The sequence below is a fragment of the Tenacibaculum sp. ZH5_bin.1 genome (assembly GCF_042865525.1).
In the GTDB taxonomy this organism is placed as follows: Bacteria; Bacteroidota; Bacteroidia; order Flavobacteriales; family Flavobacteriaceae; genus Polaribacter; species Polaribacter mesophilus.
On record NZ_JBEGIO010000005.1, the window covers coordinates 64,911 to 78,682 of the forward strand.

The window sequence follows — 13,772 nt, forward strand, 5'->3', positions numbered from 1 at the left end:
TCTTTTGAAAAAACTATTTGTATTACTCCTAATAATAGCTGCTGCTTGTAAACAAAAACCTACAAAAAAAAACATCGAATTCACCACCCTGTTTGAAACATCAAACGGAACGGAGACTCCTACTTATAAAGAGGTTATTTCTTTTTATGAAGAGTTGGCTAACACTTACCCTGAAATTTCATTGTTTGAAATAGGCACTACAGATATTGGAAAACCTTTACATTTAGTTGCTTTTAATACTGATGGAAAAACCAATATTGAAGAACTTAAAAATTCTTCAAAAAATAGAATTTTAATCAATAACGGTATTCATCCAGGGGAATCTGACGGAATAGATGCTTCGATGCTATTATTACGAGACATCGTTCAAAATGATTCTTTAAAAAACAAGTACAAAAAATCTTTAATTTGTGTTATTCCCATATACAATATTGGTGGCTCCCTAAACAGAAACTCACACACAAGAGCCAATCAAAATGGTCCAAAAGAATACGGTTTTAGAGGAAATGCTCGTAACTACGACTTAAATCGTGATTTTATTAAACAAGATACTAAAAATGCCGCTACATTTGCTGAGATTTTTCACACTGTAAATCCAGATGTTTTTATAGATAATCATGTAAGCAATGGAGCAGATTATCAGTACGCAATTACACATCTATTTACACAACACAATAAATTGGGAGGAAATTTAGGTGAGTTTATTGAAACAAAAATGCGTCCTGAAATAGAACATTCTTTGGCTGAGAAAGGAATTATTATTACTCCTTATGTAAATGTTTGGGGAACAACTCCAGAAAGTGGTTGGTCACAGTTTTTCGATTCACCTAGATATTCTACTGGGTACACTACCCTCTTCAATACCTTAGGATTAATGGTTGAAACTCATATGTTGAAACCGTATAAAATTAGAGTAGAACAAACCTATGAATTGTTGTTTTCTGCTTTAGATTTTTCCAAAGAAAACAGTAACAAAATAAAAGATTTACGAAAAAATGCTGTTGAAGAAATAATAAACAAAAAAACATATCCTATTCTATTTACAGTTGATAAGAACAATCCTACAGCTCTTCATTTTAAAGGATACGAAGGAACTTTTATAGACAGTAAAGTTACCAATGGAAAACGTTTGTTTTATGATAGAACAAAACCTTACAATAAAAAAGTTTCTTATTATAACTACTTTGTTCCTACCAAAGAAATCGCCATACCCAAGGCCTATATATTAGAACAAGGTTGGCATGACGTTGTAGAACGATTAGAAAATAATAAAATTGAATTTACTCGTTTTGAAAAAGACACCTTATTAACTGTAGAAGTTCAGCACATCAAAGAATTTGAAACTCGAAAAACGGCATACGAAGGTCATTATTTACACTACAATACTGAAGTTACCCAAACAAGAGGTCTGCAAGTTAAATTTAATAATGGAGATATTTATATTCCTACAAACCAAACAGGAATACGTTATATTATAGAGACCTTGGAAGCTGAAACTATTGATTCTTTCTTCAACTGGAATTTCTTTGATACTATTTTACAACAAAAAGAGGGATACTCTTCTTACGTTTTTGAAGATATTGCTGAAGAGTTTTTAAATAACAATCCCTCATTAAAACAAGAGTTTCTTCAAAAAGTAAAAACAGAAGAAGATTTTGCAAAAAATGCGCAAACACAATTATATTGGGTTTATAAAAAAACACCTCATTATGAAAAAGCTCATAAGAAATTACCAATTTATAAGTTATATTGATAATTTTTTAACCTCTTAGTTACATTTTCATACATTTGTCACCGATTAGGAACTTGATTTAAATGAATAAAGACCCATTAAAATCTGTTTGTGAGCAAAAAAATTTTGAAGAAGTTTTTAACCAACATTCGCAAACATTGAGAAATTATATATATTACAAATGCGGCGATCTCCAGCAAGCTGAAGATATCGTACAAGAAGCGTATATAAAACTATGGAATAATTGTACTAAAGTTGTTTTCGAAAAAGCTAAATCTTATCTATATACAGTAGCCAACAATCATTTTTTAAACGATGTTGCTCACAAAAAAGTTGTTTTGGAACATCAAAAGAAAAATGTTTCTTCTGGTAAAACTAATGAAACTCCTCATTTTATTTTAGAAGAAGAAGAATTTCATACTAAGCTTAAAAAAGCAATAGCTAACTTGCCTGAAAAACAACGAGAAGTTTTTTTGCTTAGTAGAATAGATAAGAAAAAGTATGTTGAAATTGCAGATATTGTTGGAGTTTCTGTAAAAGCTGTAGAAAAAAGAATGAGTAAAGCATTACTTACTTTAAAAGAACAGATAGGTAAAGTATAACAAAAGTAATATTTGTGTTAATTAGGTAGGGTAATTAATCTTTTACTTGTTTTTAATACAAATAGCACGAATAGATTAGAAAATGAATATAAATTATAAAGAAGAAACCTTTTTAGCAAGATGGATAGCCAATGAGCTAACAGCGGAAGAATTAAAAGAGTTTCAAAAAACAGATGTTTATCATCAATTTAAAGCTATTGATGATGCTTCTCTAAATTTAAAAACACCTTTTTATGATAAGGAAGAGGCTTTTAATAAACTCAAAACAGACATCAAACAATCTAAAGCTAATAAAAAAGTAGTGCAATTAGTTCCTAAATGGATGTATGGGGCGGTTGCTTCTGTTATATTATTAATTAGCTTCTTGTACTTTAATAATAATACTGTTGATTTTTCCACAAAATACGGAGAGCAATTAACTATTACATTACCTGATAATTCTATAGTATATTTATCACCTAAGTCTGAAATTAGCTATGATAAACAAAACTGGAATAATAAAAGAGAGCTTTTTTTGACAGGAAAAGCTTATTTTGAAGTCGAAAAAGGAAAGTCTTTTACTGTAAAATCTAATGAAGGTAATGTAACTGTACTAGGAACAAAGTTTACAGTAAATACATCAAAAAATTATTTTGAAATTGAATGTTACGAAGGTAAAGTTAAAGTTACGTCAAAAAGTAAAGAAGAAATTATACTAACTAAAGGGAAAGCTTATAGAAATTATAATAACTCTGGTGAAAATTGGGAATTTGTAGGCTCTGTTCCCTCTTGGATAGAAGGAGAAAGCTCTTTTAATAATACTCCTTTACATCAAGTTATAAAAGCTTTAGAAAATCAATTTAAGTTAAAGTTCGATACTTCTAACGTTGACACTTCTAAACGTTTTACAGGTACTTTTACACATAAAAATGTTGATGTAGCGTTACAAACTGTTTTTGCTCCTATGAAAATTTCTTATAAATTAGCAGAAAATAGTTCAGTTATATTGACGTATTAATAAATGAAGATAAAATTAAGTATACTTTTTTTATGCTTAACTATGTCTATTTTTTCTCAGGAAAAGGTAGACATTTCTTTTATTGATGCTCCTTTATTAAACGTTTTAAAAGAAACAGAAGCTCTTTTTAAAGTAAAATTTTCTTTTAGTACAGAAGTCATTAATGATAAAAATATTTCTTTTAAAAAAAAGAAATGTGAACTTGTTTATCTTATCAATGAAATTCAACGTCAAACATCATTAATTTTTAATAAAATTAATGAGCGGTATTATTATATAACAATAAATTCAACATTTAAATCAAATGAGTATAATCTTTTAAAAGAAGTTCTTGTAACTAATTATATTACTTCTGGTATTAATAAAAAAAGAGATGGAACTATATCTATTATTCCAAAACAATTAGGTGTTTTACCTGGTTTAACTGAACCAGATATACTAGAAAGTTTAAAAATTATTCCTGGTGTTCAAAGTCCTAATGAAACAGCTGCAGGAATATATATAAGGGGTGGAACTCCCAATCAAAACTTAGTTTTATGGGACGGTATAAAAATGTACTATTCTGGTCATTTCTTTGGAATGATTTCAGCATTTAACCCTTATACAACCAAAGAGATTAACCTTTCTAAAAGCGGTACAGGAGCTAGGTATGGTAATAGAGTATCTGGTGTAATAGATATTAAAACTACAAATAAAATACCGCACAAAATAACTGGAAGTTTCGGATTGAACATGACGCATGCTGATGCACTTCTTACTATTCCTTTTTCAAAAAAAACTGCTTTTTCTATTTCTGCAAGAAGGTCTTTTTCTGATGTTTTAAAAACTTTCACCTTTGATAAATTGTCTATGCGTGTTTTTCAAACATTTGATGATAATCAAGAAAGTCAAATAATAGATAAAAACATTAAATTTAGTAGAGATAATAAATTTAATTTTTCAGATTATACCACAAAATTTATATACACCCCTAGTAAAGACGAATCTTTAAACATTAGTTTCTTATACACAAATAATCAAATGCTTAACAATTTTGTAATTCCTAGGTATAAAGACAAATATAATGATGAGTTAGATATCCATAATACAGGTGTAAGTGTAAATTGGAATAAACAATCTTCGGAAAAAAAGACTCATAATATAAAAAGTTATTTTTCTAACTTTAAATTAAAATATAAAGGAAACTATAACTATATAGATGATTATTTGATTTTATTATCAACTAAAAATAATTCTTTAACTGATTTTGGGCTTTCCTACAATATGAATTATTCTTTTAACGATAAAACAGATTTATTTTGGGGTTATGATTTTACATCTACGAAAGCTACTTACGAATTAAAATATCTCATAGACTTAGAAGGAAATAGGAACTCTTCGATACAAAAAGATAAAGTTACAAACAATACACATTCAATTTTTACGGAATATATATATGATAACAATAACTGGAATATAAATTCTGGCATACGATTGAATTACTTTTCAAAAATCGATAAATTTGTTTTTGAACCTAGATTATATTTGGAGAAAAAACTTACATCAAGCTTAAGTTTTAAAGCTTCTTTTGAACAAAAACACCAAACATTGAGTCAAATTATAGAGTTTCAAACTTCCAGATTAGGTTTTGATTTAGAAAATCAGATATGGGCTCAAGTAAATGATGATAATATTCCTCTACAAAAAAGCTTACAGGTTTCAGCGGGAATACTTTTTAATAAAAATAATTGGAAAATTGATATTGAACCTTACTATAAAAAAGTTAGTGGTATGACGTCTCAAACAAGTGGTTATAACGACCAAACCAATGACTTTTCTAATGGTAAAGGTAAAATACATGGTATTGATATACTTATAAATAAAAAATTTAATAATTATAGAACTTGGGTTAATTATTCATACACAAAAAATAAATTTAAATTTTTAGACTTAGAAAATAAGTTTTTTCCTGCAAATCATGATATAACTAATTATCTTTCTTGGTCTCATGCTTACAAATTAAACAGCTATGAGTTCTCTCTTGGGTGGATATTTAGAACAGGAAATCCCTATACTGCCGTTAAAAGATTTTATACAGATGATGAAGGAATTCCTCGTATTATTATAGATTCAGACAATATAAATGGGCTTCGACTTCCTAATTATAGTAGATTGGATGCATCTATGACGTATTCTTTTAATTTTTCTAAAAACTGGAAAGGTAAATTGGGCTTCTCTTTACTTAATCTTTTTAATAACAAAAATATTTTAAGTAGAACTTATAATGCTATTCCAATTAGAAATTCTGATAATGAAATTGAATATAAGTTAAAAGAGGTTAACAAAATATCTCTAGGAATTACACCTAACTTTGTTTTTAGAGTTAATTTTTAATAAAAAAAGACTTTACATTTTGTAAAGTCCTTCCTTTTGGTTTAATAATTTCTGTATTGTTTTGTTTCTTCAAAAACGTGTTCTAGAATTTGTTTTTCTCTCTCATCAAACTCAATACCTCGTCTTTTCATTACTACATTAGCTACTTCAAAAACTTTATTTGTTTTGTATTCAGTAAAACCTGATGCTCCTCCCCAACTAAATGAAGGAACAAAATTTCTTGGAAATCCACTTCCAAAAATATTCGCAGAAACACCAACAACTGTTCCTGTATTAAACATTGTGTTAATTCCACATTTTGAATGATCTCCCATCATCAAACCACAGAATTGTAATCCAGTTTTAGCGAAACGTCCTGTTTCATAATTCCACAACTTAACTTCTGCATAATTATTTTTAAGGTTAGAATTATTACTATCAGCTCCAATATTACACCATTCTCCTAATACTGAGTTTCCTAAAAATCCATCGTGTCCTTTATTTGAATACCCAAATAGTACTGAATTGTTCACCTCTCCTCCTACTTTACAATAAGGTCCTAAAGTAGTAGCTCCGTATATTTTAGCTCCCAATTTTAATACTGAGTTTTCACACATAGCTAAAGCACCTCGTACAACTACTCCTTCCATTATTTCAGCTTTTTTACCAATATAAATTGGTCCAGTTGAAGCGTTTAACGTTGCAAAAGTTAGTTTAGCTCCTTTCTCAACAAAAATATCGTTTCTATTAACACAATTAACAGTTTCTGGAATTGGTTCCGATTTTCTACCTTCAGTTATTAAATCAAAGTCAGCTCTAATTGCTTTGTCATTTAACGAAAAAATATCCCAAGTATTTTTTATTTGAATTATATCATCTTCAAACTCTATATGTTCATAAGAAGAAAAATCTACTTCTTCCTGAGTATCTGTCGTATAAAAAGCAATAACATCTTCACCTTTAAAAATAGCTTGATTGTTTTGTAGGTTTTTAACCATTTCAACCAAAGGTTTAGTTGGCAAGAAAGAGGCATTTAATAATACATTTTCTTCCATTTCAACCATAGGATATTTTTCCTCTAAATACTCCTCTGTTACGGTAGTTGTTGTTAAGCCTAAATATTTTTCCCACTTTTCTCTAATAGTTAAAATACCTACTCTAATATCAGCTACTGGTCGTGTATATGTAAATGGTAGTAGAGCTGTACGTACATCACCATCAAATAAAATATAGTTCATATTAATCATTTTTTGAAGCAACACAAACTTACCACTTTCAATTCATTTTACAAGTCAAAATATAAACCTTACTTTTGTTATTATACATTCTTCAATATCTTACTATGAAAAAAATTTTAGGATTAATTTTAATTGGTATTGCTCTTATAGCAGCACTATACTATGCTTTTATTTATTTTGTTCCTTATAGTGAAGGGGTTCGCTCTGGTGAACTTATTAAAATTAGCTACAAAGGTGTGGTAGTAAAAACATGGGAGGGTGAAATTAGCCAAGGTATTTCTGGAGCGCAAATTTTTGCCTTTTCTGTAGAGGACAATCAAAAGGAAGTCATAAAAAAACTTCAAGAATATCAAGGTCGTTATGTAAAAGTTACTTACAAAGAACGTTTTGGAACTTTCTTTTGGTTAGGTGATACAAAGTATTTTATAACCCATGTTGAAGAAGAACAATCTCCTCATTTTAGAGGAATAAGAAAAGATAATGAACAATAATATTTATAGAAATATAGAAGATACTCGCATTACTATTTCTGAGTTAATGCTTCCTTCTCATGCCAATTTTAGTGGCAAAATTCACGGAGGTTACATTTTAAAACTAATGGATCAAATAGCTTTTGCATGCGCCTCTAAACATTCAGGTACCTATTGCGTAACAGCATCTGTAGATACCGTTAACTTTATAAACCCTATTGAAGTAGGCGAATTAGTTACCATGAAAGCGTCTATTAACTATGTAGGTAAAACTTCGATGGTAGTTGGTATACGCGTAGAAGCACAAAATATACAAACTGAAAAGACCAAACATTGTAATTCTTCTTATTTTACAATGGTAGCAAAAAAAGACAATGGTGATAATGCTGAAGTACCAGGAATTATTATTAATGATGACAATGAAATGCGTCGATTTTTAGAAGCCATCCATAGAATTAAAATGAAAAAAAATAGACAAGAAAAATTTGATAATAATAATTTTACTGCTCAAAACTACATTGAAGAATTAAAAAATTATAATGTTAAGATTGATTTAAAATAAAATTTAAACACAAAAAGAAAGCTTATAAGTCAAACTCTTTTTCTATTTGATTAAGCCAATTCGCTAATCTATCTGGTGTTTTTTCAGGTTCATTATCTTCGTCGAGAGCTAAACCATAAAAATAGTCTTTATCTTCTTCTATTTGAGCTTTTGACTCTTCAAAATCATACTCCTTGCACGACCATTTTCCAATAAGTTCGCCTCCATTTTTAACCACATTTTTAGCTAAAATTCCTACACCATCAACAAAATATTCACCATAACCATATTGATCTCCTAATCCAAAAATAGCCACTTTCTTTCCTGTAAAATCAATAGTTTGAAACTCATTTTCATAATAGGTCTCCCAATCGCTTTGTAAATCGCCATCGTACCAAGTTGATAAACCTAAAATAAATTTATCAAACCGATTATAATCTTCCTTCTTCATGTTAGAAACTTCAATAACTTCTATTTCAGATGACTGCCAATCATCAACTATTGAACTTACAATTTCTTCAGTCATTCCTGTATCAGAACCATAAATTAATCCTATTCTGTTCATTTTATTTAGATTTGTTTTAAATAACAAATATACAGTAAGAAATTATACTTAGAAAGTAAATAAGTTTAATATTGTCCTATATAAAATATAAAAATCCGAAGCATATTTACTTCGGATTTTCTATATTATTATTCTAAAATGCTTTTATTTACTTAAATACATTTTACGTCTTGCATATAAATCGTAAAAGGCATCATCTCTAAGCGAATCTATAAATAAAATACTTTCTCCTGTTGATTTCATCTCAGGTCCTAAGTTCTTATTTACATTTGGGAACTTGTTAAAAGAGAATACTGGTTGTTTAATTGCAAAACCTTCTAACTGAGGATTGAATTCAAAATCAGTTACTTTCTTCTCTCCTAACATTACCTTTGTAGCATAGTTTACATAAGGTTCTTTATAAGCTTTTGCTATAAATGGAACTGTACGAGAAGCACGTGGATTTGCTTCAATAATATATACTTTATCATCTTTAATCGCAAACTGAATGTTAATCAACCCAACAGTATCAAGTGCTAAAGCAATTGTTTTAGTGTACTCTCTAATTTGCTCTAATACTAATTCTCCTAAGTTGAACGCTGGTAAAGTTGCATTTGAATCTCCTGAGTGAATTCCACAAGGCTCAATATGCTCCATAATTCCTATGATATATACATTTTCACCATCACAAATCGCATCTGCTTCTGCTTCAATTGCTCCTTCTAAGTAATGATCTAATAATAATTTGTTATTAGGAATTTTTCGTAATAAATCTACTACATGCTCTAATAACTCTTCTTTATTAATCACTATCTTCATTCCTTGCCCTCCAAGTACATATGATGGACGTACTAAAATTGGAAAGTCTAACTCGTCAGCTAAAGCTAAAGCTTCATCTGCATTTTCTGCAACTCCAAATTCTGGATAAGGAATGTTATTTTCTTTTAATAAAGTTGAAAAACTTCCTCTATCTTCAGCTAAATCTAATGCTTTATAGCTTGTTCCTAAAATTGGAATCCCGTAACGCTCTAGTTTCTCTGCTAACTTTAAAGCTGTTTGTCCACCTAATTGAACAATAACCCCTTCTGGCTTTTCATGCTTGATTATATCGTAGATATGTTCCCAAAAAACTGGCTCAAAGTATAATTTATCTGCCGTATCAAAATCAGTAGAAACAGTTTCAGGATTACAGTTAATCATTATGGTTTCGTAACCACATTCTTTTGCAGCATAAACCCCATGAACACAACAGTAATCAAACTCGATTCCCTGACCTATTCTGTTTGGTCCAGAACCTAATACTATTACTTTTTTCTTATCGGACACCACACTTTCATTTGACACAGAAACTTCACCTTCAGCAGTTTCAATTTCACTTTCAAATGTTGAATAATAGTAAGGAGTTTGTGCTTTAAACTCTGCAGCACAAGTATCTACCAACTTGTATACACGCTTTATTTTTAATTCTTCACGCTTTTTATACACTTCACTTTCTAAACATCCTAACATGTGAGCGATTTGACGATCTCCATATCCTTTTTGCTTAGCTTCTAATAATAACTCTCTATCAAGGGTATCAATAGTATAGGTAGAAATTTCTTTTTCTAACATATACAACTCTTCATATTGACGTAAATACCACATATCAATCTTAGTGATTTCATGGATTTTACTCAGCGGCATTCCTATTTGAATAGCGTCATAGATAGCAAATACACGATCCCAAGAAGCATATTTTAACTTGTCTTTAATTTGGTTATAATCTGTATAACTTTTACCATCAGCTCCAATTCCGTTACGTTTAATTTCTAACGATTGCGTTGCTTTGTGTAATGCTTCTTGGAACGAACGTCCGATCCCCATTACTTCACCAACCGCTTTCATTTGTAAACCTAAAGTTCTATCAGAACCTTCAAACTTATCAAAGTTCCAACGAGGTATTTTTACAATTACATAGTCTAATGTTGGTTCAAATAAAGCTGAAGTAGACTTCGTTATTTGATTATCTAACTCATCTAAAGTATAACCAGTTGCTAATTTAGCAGCAATCTTTGCAATTGGGTATCCAGTTGCTTTTGATGCTAATGCTGATGAACGAGATACACGTGGATTAATCTCAATCGCAATAATATCTTCTTTCTCGTCTGGTGAAACCGCAAACTGAACGTTACATCCTCCTGCAAACTCACCAATAGAACGCATCATTTTAATTGCCATGTCACGCATTTTTTGGAACGTCTTATCCGATAATGTCATGGCTGGAGCTACTGTAATAGAGTCTCCTGTGTGGATTCCCATTGGATCCATGTTTTCAATAGAACAGATAATTACAACATTATCATTATCATCACGTAATAATTCTAACTCGTATTCTTTCCATCCCATCATTGCTTTATCAATCATTACTTCGTGAATCGGAGAAATTTCTAATCCTCTAGATAATGATTCTTCAAACTCTTTCTCATCATATACGATAGATGCTCCCGCTCCTCCTAAAGTAAACGACGCTCTAATACATAATGGAAATCCGAATTCTTGTGCTATTTCTTTTCCTTTTAAGAATGATGTTGCAGTAGCTTGAGGAGCCATAGGCACCCCTATTTCTTCCATTAATAAGCGAAACTTATCTCTATCCTCTGTAATATTAATAGCGTCAATATCTACTCCTATAATTTCAACATCAAAGTCTTCCCAAATTCCTTTTTCATCAGCTTCAATACAAAGGTTTAGTGCTGTTTGCCCTCCCATTGTTGGTAGAACAGCATCAATTTGTGGGTGTTCTTTTAAAATTTGAACAATAGACTTTGTGTTAAGTGGCAACAAGTATACATGGTCAGCCATCGAAGGATCTGTCATAATTGTTGCAGGGTTAGAATTAATTAAGATGGTTTCAATTCCATCTTCTCTCAAAGATCTTAACGCTTGAGATCCTGAATAATCAAATTCACATGCTTGACCAATAACAATTGGTCCTGATCCAATAATTAAAATCGATTTAAGGTCTTGTCTTTTAGGCATTTTAGTCTGTGTTGTGTTGTGATGTAAAAATAAAAATTGTTTGGTTATAAAAAAAGGCGATACTTAATAGTAACGCCTTTAAAATATTAACAATAGTTAATCATTATTTCTTTGGTCTAGATTCAGATGAAACAGACAACTTTTTTCTTCCTTTTGCTCTTCTTCTAGCTAATACTTTACGTCCATTAGCAGAAGCCATTCTTTCGCGGAAACCGTGTTTGTTTCTTCTTTTTCTTTTCGATGGTTGGTACGTTCTTTTACTCATTACAGTATATCTTAAATATCTTCTTTAAAAATGTTTTGCTTTTGTGAAATTCCGTCTGCTAAAAGCGTGGGCAAATATACAACAGTTTTTCAGTCTGACAAACCCTTATTTTATTTTTTTAAAAAAAAAGTTTATTTGACAAACATACATAATTTTTCTGCACGTTTTTTATCTTTTTTATTTGTTCTAATTGCCAGACTTCTTACTTTTGCGCAAACCTAACAGTACCATGAACAACACAAAATACGTTTTTGTAACCGGAGGCGTAACTTCATCACTAGGGAAAGGAATTATTGCCGCTTCTCTAGCCAAATTATTACAAGAAAGAGGATACTCTGTAACCATTCAGAAGTTAGATCCATATATTAATATAGATCCAGGAACATTAAACCCATACGAACATGGAGAATGTTATGTAACTGATGATGGAGCTGAAACCGACTTAGATTTAGGACACTACGAACGTTACTTAAACATTCCTACTTCACAAGCTAACAATGTAACTACAGGTAGAATATATCAATCTGTAATAGACAAAGAGCGTAAGGGAGAGTTTTTAGGAAAAACCGTTCAGGTTATTCCTCATATTACTGATGAAATTAAAAGCAGAGTTCAAATTTTAGGAAATACTGGCGATTATGATATTGTTATAACTGAAATTGGAGGAACGGTTGGTGATATTGAATCTTTACCATATATAGAAGCTGTTCGTCAATTACAATGGGATTTAGGAGAAGATAATGCTATTGTTATACACCTAACTTTAGTTCCTTATTTAGCTGCTGCAGGAGAATTAAAAACGAAACCTACACAACACTCTGTAAAAACATTAATGCAAAGTGGTGTAAGTCCTGACATCTTAGTATGTCGTTCAGAACATGAAATATCTGATGACATTAAACGTAAATTAGCCCTATTTTGTAATGTTAAAAAGCAAAATGTAATTCAGTCATTAGATGCTGAGACTATTTACGATGTTCCTAACTTAATGTTTAAAGAAGGACTAGATTATGTGGTATTAGATAAATTAAATTTATCTACACGTAAACAACCTAACTTAAAAACTTGGAATAAGTTCTTAGAGCGTCATAAAAACCCTACCTCTAGTATTGAAATTGGTTTGGTTGGAAAATATGTTGAATTACACGATTCGTATAAATCAATTACAGAAGCATTTATTCATGCAGGAGCTGCAACTACTAATAAAACAAAGGTTAACGTTCGTTGGATTCATTCTGAAGAACTAACTCCCGAGAATGCTGCTAAACAACTAGAAGGATTAAACGGTGTATTGGTTGCTCCTGGATTTGGTGATAGAGGTATTGAAGGTAAAATAGCAGCAGTACAATATGTACGTGAAAACAATATACCTTTCTTAGGGATTTGTTTAGGAATGCAAATGGCTGTTATTGAGTTTGCTCGCAACGTGTTAAATTTAAAAGACGCTAACTCTACCGAAATGAATCCTGATGTAGCACACCCAGTAATTAATTTAATGGAAGAGCAAAAAGATGTTACTGAAAAAGGTGGTACTATGCGTTTAGGTGCTTGGGACTGTCAATTAACACAAGATTCTAAGGTTTTTCAAGCTTACAAAGAAGAATTAATTAGTGAGCGCCATCGTCATAGATACGAATACAATAACGACTATAAAGAGCAATTAGAAAACGCTGGTATGAAAACAGCAGGTGTTAACCCAAAAACAGGGTTAGTAGAAATTGTTGAAATTGATTCTCACCCTTGGTTTGTTGGAGTTCAATATCACCCAGAATACAAGAGTACGGTGTTGAATCCGCATCCATTGTTTGTTAGCTTTATTAAAGCGGCTTTAAAACAATCAAAGAAATAAATTTTAAAATCCTGTAATTAAGTTTACAGGATTTTTTATTGTTTATAAAAATTGGAATACTGTTTGAACTACCATTACTAACAAAATTATTCACCGTAAAACCTCAAAAAAACTATAGGGTTTTACTACCTTTGTCGGGTTTTTCAGCTTTTAAGAAAAACTTT

General features: G+C 30.5%; 11 protein-coding genes. 7 read left to right on the top strand and 4 right to left on the bottom strand.

Translation table 11 applies throughout. From position 1 onward, the window contains the following. The first annotated feature begins 4 nt into the window (after positions 1-4). The 4 genes from ABHQ57_RS12940 (at position 5) to ABHQ57_RS12955 (ending at position 5,704) form a co-directional block, all read left to right on the top strand. Complete coding sequence (locus ABHQ57_RS12940) at positions 5-1,753, top strand: M14 family metallopeptidase (RefSeq protein WP_231128406.1); 1,749 nt, start codon at positions 5-7, stop codon at positions 1,751-1,753. Positions 1,754-1,815: 62 nt separating this feature from the next. Then, the gene (locus ABHQ57_RS12945) at positions 1,816-2,334 is read left to right on the top strand and encodes an RNA polymerase sigma factor (protein WP_047788996.1); all 519 of its coding nucleotides are present in this window, start codon (positions 1,816-1,818) and stop codon (positions 2,332-2,334) included. 82 nt (positions 2,335-2,416) lie between these two features. Further along, on the top strand, positions 2,417-3,331 hold the full coding sequence (locus ABHQ57_RS12950; RefSeq protein WP_047788997.1) for a FecR family protein: 915 nt from the start codon (positions 2,417-2,419) through the stop codon (positions 3,329-3,331). Between the two features lie 42 nt (positions 3,332-3,373). Beyond that, entirely contained in the window at positions 3,374-5,704 is a 2,331-nt protein-coding gene (locus ABHQ57_RS12955; protein ID WP_167713686.1) for a TonB-dependent siderophore receptor, read from the top strand. 41 nt (positions 5,705-5,745) lie between these two features. Here the strand turns inward: ABHQ57_RS12955 and ABHQ57_RS12960 are convergent, their stop codons facing one another. Then, a complete protein-coding gene (locus tag ABHQ57_RS12960) occupies positions 5,746-6,921 on the bottom strand; it encodes a GlmU family protein (RefSeq protein ID WP_159615982.1) in 1,176 nt (391 codons plus the stop codon). 104 nt (positions 6,922-7,025) lie between these two features. On the opposite strand from ABHQ57_RS12960, the gene ABHQ57_RS12965 reads away from it, so the two are divergent. Beyond that, on the top strand, positions 7,026-7,412 hold the full coding sequence (locus tag ABHQ57_RS12965; protein ID WP_047789000.1) for a hypothetical protein: 387 nt from the start codon (positions 7,026-7,028) through the stop codon (positions 7,410-7,412). Continuing rightward, a complete protein-coding gene (locus tag ABHQ57_RS12970; RefSeq protein WP_389863909.1) occupies positions 7,402-7,953 on the top strand; it encodes an acyl-CoA thioesterase in 552 nt (183 codons plus the stop codon). The genes ABHQ57_RS12965 and ABHQ57_RS12970 overlap by 11 nt, the downstream gene beginning before the upstream one ends. A gap of 22 nt (positions 7,954-7,975) precedes the next feature. Here ABHQ57_RS12970 and ABHQ57_RS12975 read toward each other — a convergent pair whose 3' ends face one another. From ABHQ57_RS12975 to rpmH, 3 genes are all read right to left on the bottom strand, one after another. Next, positions 7,976-8,497, bottom strand: coding sequence for a flavodoxin (locus ABHQ57_RS12975; protein WP_167713685.1), 522 nt, complete (start codon positions 8,495-8,497; stop codon positions 7,976-7,978). Positions 8,498-8,641: 144 nt separating this feature from the next. Further along, complete coding sequence (gene carB, locus ABHQ57_RS12980; RefSeq protein WP_167713684.1) at positions 8,642-11,494, bottom strand: carbamoyl-phosphate synthase large subunit; 2,853 nt, start codon at positions 11,492-11,494, stop codon at positions 8,642-8,644. 103 nt (positions 11,495-11,597) lie between these two features. Further along, on the bottom strand, positions 11,598-11,759 hold the full coding sequence (gene rpmH / locus ABHQ57_RS12985) for a 50S ribosomal protein L34 (protein ID WP_028891113.1): 162 nt from the start codon (positions 11,757-11,759) through the stop codon (positions 11,598-11,600). Positions 11,760-11,988: 229 nt separating this feature from the next. Here rpmH and ABHQ57_RS12990 point away from each other — a divergent pair, with 229 nt between their 5' ends. After that, the gene (locus tag ABHQ57_RS12990; RefSeq protein WP_167713683.1) at positions 11,989-13,608 is read left to right on the top strand and encodes a CTP synthase; all 1,620 of its coding nucleotides are present in this window, start codon (positions 11,989-11,991) and stop codon (positions 13,606-13,608) included. The last annotated feature ends 164 nt before the right edge of the window (positions 13,609-13,772 follow it).